Consider the following 18213-nt stretch of genomic DNA (forward strand, 5'->3'; position numbering starts at 1 on the left):
TAAACTATTTCACCGCAATCATCGAAATTTCGACATTGACATTTTTGGGTAAACAAGCTACTTGAACCGTTTCTCTGGCCGGAGCAGTGGCTTCGTCAAAGTAACTACCGTAAACAGTATTGATTCGCGCAAAGTCACCCATATTCATGATGAAAATGGTTGTTTTTACTACGTTATCAAAAGTCATATCAGCGGCTTCAAGAACTGCTTTCATGTTTTCCATGACTTGTTTGGTTTCGGTTTCAATATCGTCTAAAACCAATTCCATAGTATTCGGATGCAAAGCAATTTGTCCCGAAGTGTAAAGGGTATTACCCACCAAAACCGCTTGGTTATAAGGTCCAATGGGCGCCGGCGCTTTGTCTGTAAAGATTATTTTTTTCATGATATATATTTTAAACTTCGTACTTCAAACTTCGTAAATCGTACTTATCTCAAAGTTCTGTCCGGAAGCGAACGTCTGTCCCACTTGATATCGCTTAAGACACCGGATTTGATTCCGATAAAGAATCCCCAATAGGCATTGTCGCCAAAAGGCACCCAGTTGAAATCCATACGCCAGCTCAACAAATCGCGTTCAAAACGGAATTGGGTAAACGTAACGCCTTTTTGTACAAAGTCATAACCGGTCGAAACTCCAATTTTCCATTTAGGCGTCAAATCGGTATTCATCGAAATCATCACCGAATTTCCGGTAATTTCCTGTTCTCTTCTGGCATTAGAATAGGTAATGGAATAAGCCAAAGTCATGTCCCAAGGCAATTCATATTTAAAGAATTCGGAGACCGGTTTTTCTTCGTCATCATCTTGGTCAAATTGGCTCTGTCGTCGGTCACTCAAATCGGTATTGGTGCCGAATAAATCATCTTCTCGACCACCGTTTCGTTTGCCTTGTTCATTCTTTTTATTGCTTTCCTTACCATCCATACTCGAAAAAGAATAGTTCAGCGTCATATTGGCACTGGTCATTCTAAACAAACTTCCGCCATTGTCAATGTTCCAAGTATTGATTCTTTGCCCCGAATTGTTAATCGCATAAGGGTCGAGAGTTGCTGCAAAATTGACATTCATCTTTTGTTTAAACAATTGAGTTCCGCCGCTCACACGCATGGGTGCCCATCGTAAAGAATCTGCCGTGATGTCATAGCTGGTAGAAAAATTCAAGTTATTCAACAGCATAACTTTTTTAGGTTCGGTTTTAGTAGAATCTTTTTCGGTTACTTTGGCTTCAAAAGTGTTGCTCAAACTGAAACCAACATTGTTAGACATGTTTTTGCCCGGCGCTCCGAAAATTCCGCCTTCAAAACGCGTATAATCTTTGCGCATGGTACCGCTACCGTCAGGGTCATAAGTATCGTAGTATTTTTCAAAACTCGGCGTGTAACTATAACTAACATTAGGTCGCATCACATGACGAATGGCCTGGATTTTTTTCTTTTCTCCAAAATTAAAGGTACCGTAAATGGTTGTTCCCAAACCGGCAGAAAACGAATACGTTCTGAAAGCATCAAATCCGGCTACTTCTTTATCGATTACTTGATTTGTTGTGGCTTGGTATTCTTTTTGGATGGTTTTAAAATACCAAACTTCATTATAGTTTACCGAAGTTGAAGCACTAAAATACTTGAAAACTTTAAAGTTGGTACTCAACGGAATGCTGTGTTGGAAACCCAGTTTGGCATCGCGAAACATTTCCGATTTGAAGAAAAGAGAATCGGTGGTTGCAATTCGGTTTTCGCCTCTTAAGTTGTATTGTAAGTTGATGTTTTTAAAGAATCCTTTCTTGATACCGTCTTTGGGAGCAAAAGGGAAAATCCTGTCCACACTCATTTGCAATGTGGGCAAGGTCATATTGATTTGCTCTGTATTGGTATTCTGCGAATGGGTTGCCGTTAAGGACAAATTCACTTGCGGAACAGAATTAAAAGTCTTGGAATAAGAAATGGAAGAGCTCAAAGTGTTGTTCAATGTTGAACCCACATTTACCTGATTCAACGATTGGCGGAAGAATTTACTGCTTCCTAAGTTAACCGAAGCGGAGAATCTTGAATTCGGATTTGATTTCCCGTCCTTAGAGTGTGTCCATTGGATGTTGTAATTGTTGGCCCTGCTGTAATCCGGATAACCTCTTTCGCTTTGAATCAAATTCTCAAAACGAACATTTATATTTCCCAAAAATTTGTAGCGTTTGGCATAGGAAGATTCAAAACGTATTCCGTAACTTCCATTGGTATAATAATCGCCCAAAATCGCCAAGTCATAATTATCGCTTAAGGCAAAATAATAACCGCCGTTTTGCAAAGAAAAACCTCTGGTGTTACTGTCGTTGTAGGTTGGCATAATCAAACCCGAACGCGCTTTATCTGTCATGGGAAAGAAAGCAAATGGTAAAGCAATGGGCGTAGGCACATCGGCTATTACCATATTGGTTAAACCTACCACGACTTTTTTTCCGGGAACCAATTTGACACGATTGGTTTGAAAATAATATTCGGGATTGTCAATGTCTTTAGAAGTGGTGAAACGCGCGCCTTTCATAAAATAAACCGAGTCATTTTCCTTTTTGGTAATGGCTGCCTTAATGTTCATTTCTCCTTGTTGGCTTCTCGAATTCCAAACCAAAGCTTTTTTGGTTTTAAAATTAAAGCGAATAGAATCAGGTTCTACCACATTGGCACCTTGCTTAAAAACCGGTCTTTGGGAATATTTTCCGGTGGAATCTTTAATTCTTCCGGCGTAAACTTCATCTTTTTGATAATCAATAACGATGATACCCGACTTCAATTCAATGTCCTGATAATACACTTCTGCCTGATTGTAGAGTGTAATGAGTTTTTTCTTTTGGTCTAATTTTTCGTAGTCAACCGCTTTCCTTTTTATTTTTCCGTCTAAAAAAGATTTCTTAGGTTTTAGGCTGTCTTTTTTTGTAGAGTCGATGACTTTGGTTAAATCCGTCAGCTCGATTTTAGTGCTATCTACTTGGTTTTTAGCAGGTATAGGATTGCTTTTTGGAGGTAAGTCTTGTGGATATGTTTTTGTGATTCCTAATGTTAGGAAAATTGTTAAAAAAACGATATTAAATAAGTTTCTTTGCAAAGGTTTAATGCTATTTTTGTAGAAATATGGCTTGGTTTTTGACGTGGCAAACTTAAACAATATTTTCGGTCAAAAATAGGTAAATATTACATTTATGACCGCTGTGTTTTTATAAAAATTAACTTTTGAAGTCGATGGGTTTTCAAAAAAATATAAAATCGTATTTATCAGTACTGATGTTGTTGAGTGTTTTGACTGTTTTCGGACAAGCCAAAACCAACAAGTTTGTGGTGGTTTTAGATGCAGGTCACGGCGGGAAAGATCCGGGCAATTCCTATCACGGTTTTGTTGAAAAAGAAATTGCCTTGAAAACAACCTTGAAAGTAGGAGAAATGCTCGAAAGAGAGAAGGATTTTGAAGTCGTTTACACTCGTAAAAACGATACTTTTGTCGAATTGGTTAACCGTCCCAAAATAGCCAATAAAACCAATGCTAATTTGTTTGTATCTATTCACTGTAATTCGGTATCCAATCAAACACCTTCTGGTACAGAAACTTTTGTGATGGGATTGTCACGAAGCGATATGAATTTGGAAGTTGCTAAAAATGAAAACTCGGTTATCCTTTTAGAAGACAATTACAAAACTACCTATCAAGGTTTTGATCCCAAAAAGCCTGAAACGTTATTGGGTTTAGAAATGATAAAAGAAGCTAATTTAATCAGCAGTATCGATTTAGCATCTGCCATTCAAGACAATTTTACCCATAATTTGAACCGAAAATCTCGCGGGATAAAGCAGCAACCTTTGTGGGTTTTAGATGCTGCCGTGATGCCGGGAGTTTTAATCGAATTGGGTTTTTTATCCAACAAAGAAGAAGGTGAGTTTTTAAACTCAGAAGAAGGTCAGAACAAAATGGCTAAACAAATTGCCAAAGCCATTATCAAATACAAAAAATCTTATTTTGACGGTGTTGTAGTAAGTGAAGCTCCCGAAACTCCGGAAGATACGATTAAAAAAGTTGAAAAGCCCTCGGTACAAACACCGGTTGTTTCAAAACCGGAAGAAACCCAAATGGCTCCGTCAGCTGAAGGGTCATACAAAATACAATTATTTGCCAGTTCTAAAAAAAGAGCGCTAACTTCGCCCGATTTTAAAGGATTGAAAACGATAACCTATACTTTTGAGAATAATTTATATAAATATTTTTATGGTAACGCCAATGATTTGGAGGAGGCCAAAAAAATGTTTAATGAAGCCAAAAGACAAGGGTTTTCAGATGCTTTTATTGTAACCACTATCGGAGGAAAGACTTCAGCCGTAAAAATTTAAAACAGATTAATTATATTTTTGAAATTGATAAAACAAATGAGAGGAATTACGTTCGTAGGTACGATTTTATTATTTATTTCTAATTTGACCTTTGCCCAATCGGGTCAAAAATTCAAAGTTGCCCTTGATGCCGGTCACGGCGACCATGATTATGGTGCGGTTTACAATGGTCATATTGAAAAAAAAATAGCCTTGGCTGTGGTGCTTAAGGTCGGTAAGATTTTAGAAAGTAAACCCGGTGTTGAAGTAATTTACACCCGAAAAAATGACACTTTTGTAGACTTAATTGAACGCGCTAATATTGCCAACAGAGCCGATGCTAATATTTTTGTTTCCATTCATTGCAATGCCAATAAAAATTCGGCTGCTTGTGGTTCGGAGACTTATGTAATGGGTATGTCAAAAAATGCCTCCAATTTAGAAGCGGCCAAAAAAGAGAATGAGGTAATTACCATGGAGAAAGATTACCAACAAAAATACAAAGGCTACGACCCGAAATCACCCGAGAGTATTATTGGCTTAACCATGATGCAAGAAGAATATTTAGAAAGCAGTATTGCTTTGGCCGGTAAAATTCAAAACCACTTTATTGATGATTTGAAAGTGAAAAGTCGTGGTGTGAAGCAAGCTCCATTTATGGTTTTACACAAAGCTTATATGCCGAGAGTTTTAATAGAAATGGGTTTTATTTCTAATCCTGAAGAAGGTGCAAGACTAGATTCTGAAGCAGGGCAACAAGGAGCAGCAGAAGCCATAGCTGAAGCTATTCTTAGTTATAAAAAAGAATTTTACGGATCAGGTGATGCTGATGATGTTAAGCCTTCTGAAAGAGTTGAAACCCTTAAAGTGGTTGATTCACAAGCCACAAAAACGGTGGTAAAAAGTCCTGAAGTAAAAAAACCTGAGCCTAAAACAGCCCCAAAACCGGAAGCAGTTGTAAGTTCAGGAGTGGCTACATTCAAAATACAACTTTCCGCCAGCGGTAAAAAGTTAGAGCTTACCCCTAGTAATTTCAAAGGATTAAGCAATATTTCCATGTCGAGTGAAGGAACACTATACAAATACATGTATGGAGAAACTTCAAGTTATGATGAAGCCAAAAAATTATTAGCTGAAGCCAAAGCCAAAGGTTTTACCTCTGCCTTTGTGATTGCTTTTAAAAACGGTAAAAAAGTTTCAGTTCAAGAAGCATTAAAGCAATAATTACAAGTAGTTTTAGTATTTTAGTTTAACTTTGCCAAAAAACATTCAGCATTGAAAATTACCAGAGAAATTAAGACAGCAATTTTAGTAATTGCTTCTATTTTATTATTCATTTGGGGTTACAGTTTCCTAAAAGGAAGAGATTTATTGTCGAGTTACAATAAATACTATGTAAAATATAGTAATGTAGATGGACTAGCCTCCTCTTCGCCGGTAACTATAAACGGTTTAGTCGTTGGTAAAGTAAACTCTATCGAGTTGCAAAAAGATTGGACCTCATTGGTTGAATTACAAATCAACGGTGATTATAAAATTCCTAAAAACAGTGTGGCCGAGTTGTATTCTCCCGGACCTATCGGCGGAAAACAAATCGCTATTTTACCTAACCAAGAAACGACAGAAATTACCAAATCAGGGGATTATCTGATGTCTTCTAATAAATTGGGTTTAACCGAAGAAGTATCGAACCAAATCAAACCCATCAAGGAAAAACTCGATAAGGTTTTGGAAAATGCCAATACCATGTTGGTCAATGTCAACCAAGTATTAGATGAAAAGACCAAACAAAATCTCAGAGGCAGTCTTGAAAACTTAAATGCTACTTTGGCCGAGTTTAAAGATGCTTCTGTCAGTGTAAATCAATTATTGGCCGACAACAAAAGTAAAATTTCTTCTACGATGTCGAATTTTGATAAGGCTTCCGGAAATTTAAAAACCATGTCTGATTCTTTGGCCAAAGCCAATATTGGACAAACTATTAAAAATTTGGAGAAAACTTTAGCCAGTGTAGACAAACTTATGGCCGATATGCAAGCCGGAAAAGGTACTTTGGGTAAATTGGCCAAAGATGAAGCTTTGTATAACAACTTTGCCAAGTCCTCTAAAGAATTGGAATTGTTATTGCAAGATTTGCGTCTGAATCCAACCCGTTATGTCAATGTTTCGCTTTTCGGAAAGAAAAACAAACCTTATAAAGCACCGGTAAACGATACCATTAATAAAAAGTAAACTTCAGAACCATGATGTATATTGACAACATACTTTTTGCAATTATTCTCCTTGCGGGAATTGGTTTTTTTGCCAAAAATGTTAAGAAACTTACTCGTAATATCAAATTGGGACAAGAGGTTAATCGTTCAGACAATCCTTCTGCACGCTGGAAAAACATGGCGATGATTGCTTTAGGTCAATCTAAAATGGTGAAAAGACCAATCGCCGGATTTTTGCACATTATTGTTTACGTTGGTTTCGTAATCATCAACTTAGAAGTTTTAGAAATCATCATCGACGGATTATTCGGAACACACCGAATCTTCTCGTTTTTAGGCGGATTCTATGGTGTTTTAATCGGTTCGTTTGAAGTTTTAGCCGTATTGGTTTTAGTAGCGGTTATTGCTTTTTGGATTCGCAGAAACGTTATCAAACTAAAAAGATTTGCGAGTTCCGATTTAAAAGGCGCACCCAAAAAAGACGCCGATACCATTTTGTATTTCGAAATCGTATTGATGTCGTTGTTTTTAATCATGAACGCTTTCGATTTGAAATTTCAGGATATGAATTCGGGAAATATCATTTCGCAATTTTTAGTGCCATCACCGGATACTTTTTCGTTGGAAGCCGTTATCATTATTGAAAGAGCGGCTTGGTGGTTCCACATTATCGGGATTTTGATTTTCTTGAACTATCTGTATTATTCTAAACATTTACACATCTTGTTGGCTTTCCCAAATACTTTTTTCGCAGATTTGAATGCCAAAGGAAAATTCGATAATCTGGAAAGCGTAACCAAAGAAGTAAAACTAATGATGGATCCGAATGCCGATCCATTCGCAGCCCAACCGGTGGATGAAAATGCGGTTCCAAGCAAGTTTGGTGCTTCGGATGTGCAGGATTTGAATTGGGTGCAATTGCTCAATGCTTATACTTGTACAGAATGCGGTCGTTGTACTTCTTCTTGTCCGGCGAACCAAACCGGGAAAAAATTATCTCCGAGAAAAATCATGATGGATACGCGTGATCGATTGGAAGAAGTAGGTAAAAATATCGATGCCAATAAAGGGGTTTTTGTACCTGATAATAAATCGTTGTTGAACGATTACATCACGGCAGAAGAACTTTGGGCGTGTACTTCTTGTAACGCTTGTGTGGAAGAATGTCCGGTAAACATCAGTCCGTTATCCATTATCATGGACATGAGAAGATACTTGGTGATGGAGCAAAGTGCGGCGCCACAATCGTTAAACGCAATGATGACCAATATTGAAAACAATGGTGCACCTTGGCAATACAACCAAATGGATCGATTGAACTGGAAAGACGAAAACTAACTATATATAATTGATAAATTCTCATAATTGTGAGGCTTGAGGATTTGTCGAATGAATTTGAATCACTATAAAAAGTAACAAAATGAAAGCGGAAGACATTGAAAAAAAACTGCAAAGCATCACAGAAAACGGACAACATTTAAGTCCGATTTTACCGGAAGGAATCAAAAATTATTTAATCGACATCGACGGAACAATTTGTGATGATATTCCAAACGAAGAGCCTGAAAGAATGTTAACTGCAGAGGTTTATCCGGATGCATTAATTACCTTAAATAAATGGTATGATGAAGGGCATATTATATTCTTTTTCACTTCAAGAACCGAAGCACATAGAGAATATACCGAACGTTGGTTAAAACAACACGGATTCAAATACCACGGAATGGTCATGGGAAAACCACGTGGCGGCAACTACCACTGGATTGACAATCACTTGGTAAAAGCCACCCGTTACAGAGGAAAGTTCACCGATTTGGTAGACAAAGAAGTAACCATTCAAGTGTTCGACGACGAGCATCATGAATAGGTGATTTGTGGATTTGGTTATTCGTTTATTCGCATGGCCAAATAACCGCATCACCAAATAAACAAATAAACAGAAAAAAATGTCAGAAGTATTAAACGTGCCGACCATGGCAGAAATGATGGCTCAAGGCAAGCAACCCGAAGTGTTATTTTGGGTAGGTTGTGCCGGTAGTTTTGATGACAGAGCAAAAAAAATCACCAAGGCATTTGTTCGTATTTTAAATCGCGCCAATGTTGAGTTTGCCGTTCTGGGTACTGAAGAAAGCTGTACCGGTGATCCGGCGAAAAGAGCAGGGAATGAGTTTTTGTTCCAAATGCAAGCCATGATGAACATCGAGGTTTTGAACGCTTATGAAGCCAAAAAAATCGTTACGGCTTGTCCGCATTGCTTCAATACCTTAAAAAATGAATACCCTGAATTGGGTGGTACTTATGAAGTAGTTCACCATACAGAGTTTTTAAAATCCTTGTTGGATGCCGGAAGATTAACCATTGAAGGCGGGCAGTTTAAAGGAAAGAGAATCACTTTTCACGATCCTTGCTATTTAGGTCGTGCTAATAACATTTATGAAGCGCCAAGAGATTTAATCCAAAAATTAGATGCCGAATTAGTCGAAATGAAACGTTCTCGTGCCAATGGTTTGTGTTGCGGTGCCGGTGGCGCTCAAATGTTCAAAGAACCTGAGAACGGAAATAAAGACATCAACGTAGAAAGAACCGAAGATGCTTTGGAAACTACCCCCGAAATCATAGCAGCCGGTTGCCCATTCTGCAACACCATGATGACCGACGGTGTCAAAGCCAAAGAACAAGAAGCCAATGTAAAAGTTATGGATGTGGCCGAATTAATTGCTAATGCTCAAGATTTATAGTATGAAAAACTTTTTTTATCTGATTTTATTTTTTATTTCGGTAGCTGCGTATTCGCAAGAGGCTTTAGATAAGGTTGCCAAAGAAACTTGTTCTTGTGTAGAGAAAAAAAACTTGGATTTTACCAAAGACAGCAATATCCAAGCTGTTCAAATGACTTTGGGATTGTGTATAGTTGAAAGCTTTTCGGCAAATCAAAGTAAATTTTCCAAAAAAGAATTGGCCGAATTCGAAGGCGCAGAAGGCATGAGAAAATTAGGAGAAAAAGTAGCCATGAAAATGGTGTCTTACTGTCCGGATATTATTATGGCTATGGGTAGAAAATATCTTGATGACAAAGAAGGCAATAACGGTGATGAAGTTATACAAGGAGATCCTATTGAAGCCGATCCAACTATTGAAGGAACCATCACAGCCATTGAGAAAAATCAGTTCGTAACAATAAAAGTGAAAGATAAAAACAATAGAACTCACAGTTTTTTATTATTAGACTATTTTGATACTGCTTCATTGTATACCGAAAACAAAATTAAAGTTGGTGACACACTAACCGTTGGATATTCTGAAATTGAATTGTTCGATACGGCAAGTAACGATTTCAAATACTTTAAAATTATTAGCAGTCTAGAAAAAAAATAAAGATGTACATTCCCTTTGAAAATTTACCGGAAGAATCTCGAATTTGGATTTACCAATCCAATCGCAAATTTTCAGATGATGAAATGGCGGAAATCGAGAAAGATTTGAAGATATTTTTAGAAAATTGGTCAGCTCACGGCACCGGTTTGGAAGCTTCTTATCTCTTAAAATATAACCGATTTATTATACTGGCTGTCAATCAGGAAGTGCAACAAGCCACAGGTTGTTCTATTGATTCCTCTGTGTCTTTTATCCAAAGTTTGGAACAAAAATACCAAGTAGATTTACTTGATAAAATGAATGTTACCTTCAAAAACGGCGAGCACATTGCGCATAAAACTTTAATTGATTTTAAGCGTATGGCCAAAGAAAAAGCAGTTACGGCTAATACCATAGTTTTTAATAATTTGGTTAATACTATTGAAGAATTCAACGACAATTGGGAAGTTCCTGCAGGCGAAAGCTGGCACAGTCGTTTCTTTTAATTTCTCATTTCAATGAAGCAGTTTTTGTTCAGAATAGGTTTATTCACAGCATTGTTATTTTTGGTAACGAATTGTTCGTCCACCAAGAATAAAAAGCAGGTGGTCAACTTGAGCAAAGTCGGCATCGAAGACGAAGAAATTTATATTCCGCACATCAAATCCGAACGAAAAAACTTTTTCCCGGAAACGGATGCCGAAACCCGTTGGGTTGACAGCATTTACAACCAAATGTCTTTTAACGAAAAAGTAGGCCAACTGTTTATGGTGGCGGCGTACTCCAATAAAGATGCAGCCCACGTTGCTGAAATCGAAAAATTAGTCAGCGAATACAAAATTGGGGGCTTAATTTTCTTTCAAGGCGGACCCAAAAGGCAATCGCGTTTGACCAATAAATACCAGACTTTGTCCAAAATCCCATTGTTCATTGGGATTGATGCCGAATGGGGAATGAGCATGCGCTTGGATTCTACTTTTCGCTATCCATTCAACATGACACTCGGCGCTATTCGCGATTTGAAATTGGTGGAGAAAGTAGGCGAGGCCATGGCCAAAGAAAGCAAAAGAATGGGTGTGCACTTTAATTTTGCACCGGTTTTGGATATCAATACCAACCCGAAAAACCCAATCATCGGGTATCGTTCTTTTGGGGAAAATAAAGTCAATGTTACAGAACACGCCATAGCTTTGATGAAAGGTGTGCAAAGTCAGGGCATTTTCTCAACCGGGAAACACTTTCCGGGTCACGGCGATACTTCAACCGATTCTCACCACGCTTTGCCGGTGGTCAACGCATCATTGGAACACATTGAAAAAGTAGAATTGTATCCCTACAAAAGAATGTTTGACGAAGGTTTGGTTTCGGTAATGGTAGCGCATTTGAATGTGCCGAGTTTGGAACCGAGAGAAGGTTATCCTACGTCTATTTCGCAACCTGTTGTGACCAATTTACTCAAAAACGATCTTGGTTTTGACGGTTTGATATTTACTGATGCTTTGAATATGAAAGGCGCGAGTAATTTCAAAAAGCCCGGGGATATTGATTTAGAAGCATTTTTGGCCGGAAATGACATCTTGCTTTTTGCTGAGAATGTACCGTTAGCAGTTGAAAAAATCTGCGTGGCTTATCAGGAAGGACAAATTTCAGAAAGTCGTTTGGCCGAATCAGTAAAGAAGATTTTGCGTTACAAATTCAAAGCCGGGTTGAATCAATACGAACCCGTTGAAGAGATTAATTTGTTCCATGATTTGAATCCGAAATCCAACCAAAGTTTGCAATATGAATTGTATGAAAATGCGATTACGGTAGTGAAAAATCAGGACAACATTTTGCCGATTAAAAATCTGAACCAAAAAATTGCCTATGTAAAATTGGGTGACGACAGCAACAGTTCATTTGTCAATACACTTAAAAAATATACCGAAGTCAACGAAGTTTTTGACGCCAATTTAGATTCGTTACTGACCAAATTAACCGATTATGAAACGGTTATCATTGGTTACCACAAATCAGACAAAACTTGGTGGAAATCGCCCGAGTTGACTGCTTCAGAACTACAATTGATTGATTCAATTGCGGTTAAAAAGAAAGTTATTATCGATTGTTTTGCCAAGCCTTATTCTTTGTCTAAAATTAACAATTTCGATGCCATTGAAGGCGTAATGGTGTCTTACCAAAACGGCGATGTGGCTCAGGAAGTTTCAGCCGAATTGATTTTTGGTGCTGTTGCTTCCAAAGGAAAGCTTCCGGTTTCTATCAATGGCTCTTTTAGTGCCGGAGATGGTTTGTTTACCGAAAAACTGAACCGCTTGGGTTTTACCACACCGGAAAACGTAGGCATGAGCTCGGAGAAATTAAACCAAATTGAAAAGCTAGCCTATAAAGCCATCGACGGTAAAATGGCACCGGGCATGCAGGTCTTGGTCGCTCGAAGAGGAAAAGTGATTTACCAGAAATCTTTCGGAAAACAAACCTATGACGGCGAGGTAAGAATCAAGAATTCTGACTTGTATGACGTGGCTTCTTTGACCAAAATGGTAGCGACTTTACCCAATGTAATGCAATTGTATGATGCTCAGAAAGTGACTTTGGATACTAATTTAGGTGAAATGTTACCCCTGTTTATCGGTTCCAATAAACAACCGATAACTTTCAAAGAATTGTTGTCACACTATGGCAGAATGCAAGCTTGGATCCCATTTTACAAAGCTACGGTTGATTCGACCAAGCAACCAATGGAGAAGTATTATAGAAAAATATATACCGAAGGATTTACCAAAAGGGTTTCCGACAGTTTGTACCTTAGAGATGATTACCATGACACCATCATGAAGCAAATTATCAACAGTCCGCTACTAGACAAAAAAGAATATAAGTACAGCGATTTTACGTTTATCATTCTCAAACAATATCTAGAAAAAGCAACGGGAAAATCGTTAGACCAACTCACTTATGACAACTTCTACAAAACACTTGGGATGAACAATACGTTGTACAATCCATTGAGCAAGTTTGACAAAAGCGTTATTGTACCGACTGAGATAGATACTTATTTCCGTCATGATACCATTCAAGGATACGTGCACGATATGGAAGCTGCGATGGAAGGCGGAATTGCAGGTCATGCGGGTATTTTTTCTAATGCTTTGGATGTGGCCAAAATGATGCAAATGTACCTTCAAAAAGGGAATTATGGTGGCGTACAGTATTTTTCACCGGAGACCTTTAATATTTTCAATACTTGCTGGTTTTGTCCGCAAGGAAACCGTCGTGGTTTAGGTTTTGACAAACCACAAATCAGTGGTGGCGGCCCAACTTGTGGTTGTGTATCAATGTCGAGTTTTGGTCATACCGGTTTTACGGGAACTATTGCTTGGGCTGATCCGGAGACCGAAATTGTTTATGTGTTTTTATCCAACAGAACTTTCCCGGATTCTAATTTACCTAACACGCTCTCCAAAGAAAACATCCGCGAAGACATTCAGAAAGCGATTCAGGAAGCCATTATAGAGAAATAATCTTTAACTCTTTTTTACCATTTTCACCGGCTATTTTCCTTAATTTCGTATTGTTAAAAAATCCTTTATGAAAATAGCTATTGTGTGCTATCCTACCTTTGGAGGTAGTGGTGTAGTAGCCACAGAACTCGGACTCGAATTGGCCCATCGCGGTCACGAAATCCATTTTATTACCTACCGTCAACCTGTGCGTTTGGCACTTTTGAATCCCAATGTGCACTACCACGAAGTAAACGTTCCCGAATATCCGTTGTTTCATTACCAACCTTATGAATTGGCCTTGTCCAGTAAGTTGGTTGATATGGTCAAACTTTATAAAATAGAATTGTTGCATGTGCATTATGCCATTCCGCATGCTTATGCCGGTTATATGGCCAAGCAAATGTTGAAAGACGAAGGCATCATCATTCCGATGGTTACTACCTTGCACGGAACTGATATTACCTTAGTGGGTAATCATCCTTTCTACAAACCGGCGGTGAGTTTCAGTATCAACAAATCAGATGTAGTGACTTCGGTTTCCCAAAGTTTAAAAGACGATACTTATAATTTGTTTAACATTAAGAAGGAAATCCATGTGATTCCGAATTTTATTGAATTAGACAAACACCGAAACGAGAATTTGATTTCTTGTCAGCGTTCGGTAATGGCCAAAAAAGAAGAGCGCATTGTAACTCACATCAGTAATTTTCGACGAGTAAAACGCATTCCGGACATTATCAAAATTTTTTATAAAATACAGCAGAAGATTCCCGCGAAGTTGATGATGGTAGGTGATGGTCCCGAAAAGGCAAGAGCAGAGCAATTGTGCGATGAATTAGGTATACAAGACAAAGTCATTTTCTTTGGCAACAGCAACGAAATAGACCAAATATTATCGTATTCAGATTTGTTTTTATTGCCTTCGGAAACTGAAAGTTTCGGATTGGCCGCTTTGGAAGCTATGGCTTGGAGCGTTCCGGTAATTTCAAGTAATTCAGGTGGTTTGCCCGAGGTAAATTTTGACGGTATCTCAGGTTATTTGAGTGATGTAGGTGATGTTGACAGTATGGCCGAAAATGCACTCAAAATACTAGCCAATGACGAAACGCTGCAAAAGTTCAGAGAAAATGCATTGAATGTGGCCAAACAGTTCGATATTAAAAATATCCTTCCACTTTATGAAAATTTGTATAATCAAGCCATAAACAATACCAAATGAGAAAAGCAATCCCGGCACTTTTAGTTTTATTTTTAGTTTCGTGTTCTTCCAAAAAGGAAGTAGTTGTTAAACCTTTGTATGAAGTCTTAACTACCAATAATGATGGCGGTGCCAATATTAAGTTTTATGAAATACTCACCGAACCAAAAGAAATAATGATGTTACTGGGTGATGAAACGCTTCGTAAAAAAATCAAAAGCGAAGACACCAACAATAGTAGCTTTATCATTTTAAACGCCGGACCAACCAAAGAAAGTTATAATCGAATCAAAGTCGAAAGAGTTGTAGAGACCGATACCAATATTGAAGTTTACGTCAAAGACACTCAAAAAAGTACCGAACCCAACCTGGCCGATGACAGTATAGTATTTCCTTACACGATTATCAAAATCAATTCGAAGAAACCCATAGTGATTAAATAAAAAAAAATCCCGTCTAAAAGGCGGGATTTTTTTTATGCTTAGAAGTGATTACCATCTGTAACGGATGCTTAATGCAATATCCGGTCCGAAATTATCCTCTCTGTAATCATCAGAATTGAAATATATTTCAGGTCTAACGTCTAATGACAACTGTAACGGAATATCAAAGTTATATTCAATACCAATATCACCGGCAGCCAAAAGAATTGTTCCACTGTCGCTATAACCATTGTGGTCATAACTCCAACTTCCGACACCACCACCAACACCGGCATACCAATTAAAACCTTGGTCAATATTCCAAACCCATTGGTACAAACCAACTAATTTGAAGGCATCCACATTTTTACTGTTTCTCCAGCCTAAGTCTAACTCTAAACGATTGTTTTTAGACAATCCTCTTTGGTAAGATACTTCACCACCAAAACCGTCATTGTCTCCTAAACGCAGTCCTAATGCGTTCTTCGAAATGTCTTGAGCTTGTGTGCTGAATGCTAATCCCATTAACATAAAGGCACTTAGAAATAATTTTTTCATAATTCTTGAATTTGTTTTAAAAAATGTAAAATTAGCTATAATAAATAATAGAAAATGTAGCTACAACAAGATTTGTATTGTAGTAACAATTCTACTAAAACAAAGATAGAGCATTAATTTGTTAAGGGTTTACATAATATTTGTTAAAAGTTATAAAATTTCAATTTGACCTGAAAAACAAATAATATTGGTCCAAATTTCGGTAAATAACAGCAAAAAACTATATTTGTTTAAAACATTAAACCATGGCCGGAAACAGTTACGGAACACTTTTCAGACTGACTACTTTTGGAGAATCTCACGGTGAAGCATTGGGCGGAATCATTGATGGCTGCCCTGCCGGAATACTCATCGATTTAGAAGCAATTCAAATGGAGATGCAGCGCAGAAAACCCGGTCAGTCGAGTATCGTTACCCAAAGAAAAGAGGAAGACGAAGTGCAATTTCTTTCAGGCATTTTTGAGGGAAAAACAACCGGAACACCAATCGGGTTTATCATTCCCAACACCAATCAAAAATCAGACGATTATTCCCATATTAAAGACAGTTACCGACCCAGTCATGCCGATTATGTGTATGAAAGAAAATACGGTATACGCGATTATCGCGGAGGCGGTAGGAGTTCGGCTCGTGAAACAGCTTGCAGAGTAGTAGCGGGTGCTGTCGCCAAACAAGTTTTAAGCCATATCAAAATCAATGCTTTCGTCTCTTCGGTGGGTGATATTTTTATTGATAAGCCTTATCAGGATTTGGATTTTTCTCTAACAGAAACCAATGCGGTTCGTTGCCCCGATTTGGAAACAGCCGAAAAAATGGAAAACTATATTAAGGAAATCCGCAAGGAAGGTGATACCGTCGGTGGAACAGTCACTTGTGTAATTCAAAATGTACCAATCGGTTTGGGAGAGCCTGTTTTTGACAAGCTTCACGCCGAGTTGGGCAAAGCCATGTTGTCCATCAATGCCGTGAAAGGATTTGAATTCGGTAGCGGATTTTGCGGCGCGCGAATGAAAGGTAGTGAACACAACGATTTATACAACGAAGACGGCACCACCAAAACCAATCTTTCGGGCGGAATCCAAGGCGGAATTTCCAACGGAATGGATATTTATTTCAGAGTAGCTTTCAAACCCGTAGCCACATTAATTCAGAAACAAGAAGTATTGACCAATCAAAATACTATTGTAGAGCAACAAGGCAAAGGCCGACACGATCCTTGTGTGGTGCCGAGAGCAGTGCCGATTGTAGAAGCTATGGCTGCCTTGGTCTTGGCCGATTTTTATTTACTAAACAAAACTTATCAATACTAAATGGAGACAACGGAAACCACCAAAAAATCATTATTAGCTAATCTTACTTTTCAGATTCTCATAGCGGTTGTGCTCGGAGCCGTTTTAGGCGTTTTTGTTTTTAAAAATTTTGATGAAAGTACTAGAGAAACCTTTAGTAAAAACATCAAATTGTTAGCTACTATATTTATTCGTTTGGTTCAAATGATTATTGCGCCTCTGGTCTTTACTACTTTGGTTGTAGGGATTGCCAAATTGGGAGACATTAAATCAGTGGGAAGAATAGGAGGAAGAGCGCTCGGATGGTTTTTTACCGCTTCTTTTATTTCATTATTAATAGGAATGTTTTGGGTCAATGTTTTAAAACCCGGAAAAAACATAAAGTTGCCCAATTTAGACACCGAAAAAGCTTCGGAAATTGTTCAGAAAACAGAAGGTTTTTCGGCACAGAACTTTGTAGAGCATATTATTCCCAAGAGCGTTGTTGAAGCCATGGCCACCAATGAAATTTTACAGATTGTAATTTTTTCTATTTTCTTCGGATTGGCTGCAGCTTCTATTGGTTCTCATGCCAAACCGGTTATCAATGCCTTGGATAAAACCTCACACATCATTTTAAAGATGGTGAATTATGTGATGAAATTTGCTCCGTTTGGTGTGTTTGGTGCTATCGCAAGTGTTTTGGCCATGATTGACTTTTGGGAATTGATTACTACCTATTTGTACTTTTTTGGTTCTTTTTTAATCGGAATAGGAACACTTTGGGTTGTTTTGTTGTTAGTGGGCTATTTATTTTTAAAAGGTCATATGACTACTTTGTTAAAGCGAATTATGAGTCCGTTGGTTATTGCTTTCGGAACCACCAGCAGCGAGGCAGTTTTTCCAAAATTGACCGAAGAATTAGAACGATTTGGAGTAAAAGACAAGATAGTTTCTTTCATGTTGCCGTTAGGTTATTCCTTCAATTTAGATGGTAGTATGATGTACATGACTTTTGCCAGTATTTTTATTGCCCAAGCTTATGGCGTTCCTCTTGATACCGGAACACAAATGACCATGTTGTTAGTGTTGATGCTTACCAGTAAAGGAATTGCCGGTGTACCCAGAGCCAGCTTAGTAGTAGTGGCGGCTACTTGTGGCATGTTTAAAATTCCCGAAGTCGGAATAGCTTTGATTTTACCAATTGACCATTTTTGTGATATGTTCAGAAGTGCTACTAATGTATTAGGAAATGCTATCGCCACTTCGGTTGTAGGGAAATGGGAAAAAGATAGTTAAAAAAGTATGATATTTGAAATACTTTATTAAATTTGTTTTCTTGAAACTTAAT

At 38.0% G+C, this 18213-nt stretch carries 16 protein-coding genes; 13 read left to right on the plus strand and 3 right to left on the minus strand.

Annotated features, from left to right (window positions below; all coding sequences use genetic code 11):
• Nucleotides 1-4 precede the first annotated feature (4 nt).
• Nucleotides 5-385 carry a RidA family protein gene (locus P7V56_RS07355; RefSeq protein WP_171222498.1) on the minus strand — a complete coding sequence of 127 codons (381 nt, stop codon included), beginning with the start codon at nucleotides 383-385 and terminating at the stop codon, nucleotides 5-7.
• Between the two features lie 44 nt (nucleotides 386-429).
• Nucleotides 430-3096: a putative LPS assembly protein LptD gene (locus P7V56_RS07360; RefSeq protein WP_240976639.1), complete on the minus strand. Its 2667-nt coding sequence runs from the start codon at nucleotides 3094-3096 to the stop codon at nucleotides 430-432.
• Nucleotides 3097-3230: 134 nt separating this feature from the next.
• On the opposite strand from P7V56_RS07360, the gene P7V56_RS07365 reads away from it, so the two are divergent.
• The 11 genes from P7V56_RS07365 (at nucleotide 3231) to P7V56_RS07415 (ending at nucleotide 15057) form a co-directional block, all read left to right on the plus strand.
• Nucleotides 3231-4367, plus strand: a complete 1137-nt coding sequence (locus P7V56_RS07365; protein ID WP_171222500.1) for an N-acetylmuramoyl-L-alanine amidase — start codon at nucleotides 3231-3233, stop codon at nucleotides 4365-4367.
• 36 nt (nucleotides 4368-4403) lie between these two features.
• Entirely contained in the window at nucleotides 4404-5570 is a 1167-nt protein-coding gene (locus P7V56_RS07370; RefSeq protein WP_171222501.1) for an N-acetylmuramoyl-L-alanine amidase, read from the plus strand.
• A 51-nt stretch (nucleotides 5571-5621) separates the two neighbouring features.
• On the plus strand, nucleotides 5622-6578 hold the full coding sequence (locus P7V56_RS07375; RefSeq protein ID WP_171222502.1) for an MlaD family protein: 957 nt from the start codon (nucleotides 5622-5624) through the stop codon (nucleotides 6576-6578).
• An 11-nt stretch (nucleotides 6579-6589) separates the two neighbouring features.
• Nucleotides 6590-7897, plus strand: a complete 1308-nt coding sequence (locus P7V56_RS07380; RefSeq protein WP_171222503.1) for a 4Fe-4S dicluster domain-containing protein — start codon at nucleotides 6590-6592, stop codon at nucleotides 7895-7897.
• A gap of 82 nt (nucleotides 7898-7979) precedes the next feature.
• Nucleotides 7980-8426: an LNS2 domain-containing protein gene (locus tag P7V56_RS07385; RefSeq protein WP_171222504.1), complete on the plus strand. Its 447-nt coding sequence runs from the start codon at nucleotides 7980-7982 to the stop codon at nucleotides 8424-8426.
• Nucleotides 8427-8505: 79 nt separating this feature from the next.
• The gene (locus P7V56_RS07390) at nucleotides 8506-9297 is read left to right on the plus strand and encodes a (Fe-S)-binding protein (RefSeq protein ID WP_171222505.1); all 792 of its coding nucleotides are present in this window, start codon (nucleotides 8506-8508) and stop codon (nucleotides 9295-9297) included.
• Between the two features lies 1 nt (nucleotide 9298).
• Nucleotides 9299-9934, plus strand: a complete 636-nt coding sequence (locus P7V56_RS07395) for a hypothetical protein (RefSeq protein ID WP_171222506.1) — start codon at nucleotides 9299-9301, stop codon at nucleotides 9932-9934.
• A 2-nt stretch (nucleotides 9935-9936) separates the two neighbouring features.
• A complete protein-coding gene (locus tag P7V56_RS07400; protein WP_171222507.1) occupies nucleotides 9937-10419 on the plus strand; it encodes an ABC transporter ATPase in 483 nt (160 codons plus the stop codon).
• Between the two features lie 12 nt (nucleotides 10420-10431).
• Nucleotides 10432-13434 carry a serine hydrolase domain-containing protein gene (locus P7V56_RS07405; RefSeq protein ID WP_171222508.1) on the plus strand — a complete coding sequence of 1001 codons (3003 nt, stop codon included), beginning with the start codon at nucleotides 10432-10434 and terminating at the stop codon, nucleotides 13432-13434.
• Nucleotides 13435-13501: 67 nt separating this feature from the next.
• Nucleotides 13502-14635 (plus strand): N-acetyl-alpha-D-glucosaminyl L-malate synthase BshA, encoded by a 1134-nt coding sequence (bshA, locus tag P7V56_RS07410; protein WP_171222509.1) that lies wholly within the window; start codon nucleotides 13502-13504, stop codon nucleotides 14633-14635.
• Nucleotides 14632-15057 carry a hypothetical protein gene (locus P7V56_RS07415; RefSeq protein WP_171222510.1) on the plus strand — a complete coding sequence of 142 codons (426 nt, stop codon included), beginning with the start codon at nucleotides 14632-14634 and terminating at the stop codon, nucleotides 15055-15057. Before bshA ends, P7V56_RS07415 begins: the two co-directional genes overlap by 4 nt.
• Nucleotides 15058-15105: 48 nt before the next feature.
• On the opposite strand, the gene P7V56_RS07420 is transcribed toward P7V56_RS07415, so the two are convergent.
• Entirely contained in the window at nucleotides 15106-15594 is a 489-nt protein-coding gene (locus P7V56_RS07420) for a hypothetical protein (protein WP_171222511.1), read from the minus strand.
• Nucleotides 15595-15839: 245 nt separating this feature from the next.
• Between P7V56_RS07420 and aroC the strand changes: the two genes are divergently transcribed.
• Together aroC and P7V56_RS07430 are read left to right on the plus strand one after the other, a co-directional pair.
• Nucleotides 15840-16904 (plus strand): chorismate synthase, encoded by a 1065-nt coding sequence (aroC, locus tag P7V56_RS07425; protein ID WP_171222512.1) that lies wholly within the window; start codon nucleotides 15840-15842, stop codon nucleotides 16902-16904.
• The gene (locus P7V56_RS07430; RefSeq protein ID WP_171222513.1) at nucleotides 16905-18161 is read left to right on the plus strand and encodes a dicarboxylate/amino acid:cation symporter; all 1257 of its coding nucleotides are present in this window, start codon (nucleotides 16905-16907) and stop codon (nucleotides 18159-18161) included.
• Nucleotides 18162-18213: the final 52 nt, after the last annotated feature.

Source organism: Flavobacterium sp. IMCC34852, assembly GCF_030643905.1.
GTDB classification, from domain to species: Bacteria; Bacteroidota; Bacteroidia; order Flavobacteriales; family Flavobacteriaceae; genus Flavobacterium; species Flavobacterium rivulicola.

What these genes read in the sequence shown, in the direction of transcription:
- P7V56_RS07390 (WP_171222505.1), top strand. Translation starts at nt 8,506, where the DNA reads ATGTCAGAAGTATTAAACGTGCCGACCATGGCAGAAATGATGGCTCAA.
- P7V56_RS07405 (WP_171222508.1), top strand. Translation starts at nt 10,432, where the DNA reads ATGAAGCAGTTTTTGTTCAGAATAGGTTTATTCACAGCATTGTTATTT.
- P7V56_RS07395 (WP_171222506.1), top strand. Translation starts at nt 9,299, where the DNA reads ATGAAAAACTTTTTTTATCTGATTTTATTTTTTATTTCGGTAGCTGCG.
- P7V56_RS07355 (WP_171222498.1), bottom strand. Translation starts at nt 385, where the DNA reads ATGAAAAAAATAATCTTTACAGACAAAGCGCCGGCGCCCATTGGACCT.
- P7V56_RS07400 (WP_171222507.1), top strand. Translation starts at nt 9,937, where the DNA reads ATGTACATTCCCTTTGAAAATTTACCGGAAGAATCTCGAATTTGGATT.
- P7V56_RS07370 (WP_171222501.1), top strand. Translation starts at nt 4,404, where the DNA reads ATGAGAGGAATTACGTTCGTAGGTACGATTTTATTATTTATTTCTAAT.
- bshA (WP_171222509.1), top strand. Translation starts at nt 13,502, where the DNA reads ATGAAAATAGCTATTGTGTGCTATCCTACCTTTGGAGGTAGTGGTGTA.
- P7V56_RS07430 (WP_171222513.1), top strand. Translation starts at nt 16,905, where the DNA reads ATGGAGACAACGGAAACCACCAAAAAATCATTATTAGCTAATCTTACT.
- P7V56_RS07380 (WP_171222503.1), top strand. Translation starts at nt 6,590, where the DNA reads ATGATGTATATTGACAACATACTTTTTGCAATTATTCTCCTTGCGGGA.
- P7V56_RS07415 (WP_171222510.1), top strand. Translation starts at nt 14,632, where the DNA reads ATGAGAAAAGCAATCCCGGCACTTTTAGTTTTATTTTTAGTTTCGTGT.
- P7V56_RS07420 (WP_171222511.1), bottom strand. Translation starts at nt 15,594, where the DNA reads ATGAAAAAATTATTTCTAAGTGCCTTTATGTTAATGGGATTAGCATTC.
- P7V56_RS07365 (WP_171222500.1), top strand. Translation starts at nt 3,231, where the DNA reads ATGGGTTTTCAAAAAAATATAAAATCGTATTTATCAGTACTGATGTTG.
- P7V56_RS07385 (WP_171222504.1), top strand. Translation starts at nt 7,980, where the DNA reads ATGAAAGCGGAAGACATTGAAAAAAAACTGCAAAGCATCACAGAAAAC.
- aroC (WP_171222512.1), top strand. Translation starts at nt 15,840, where the DNA reads ATGGCCGGAAACAGTTACGGAACACTTTTCAGACTGACTACTTTTGGA.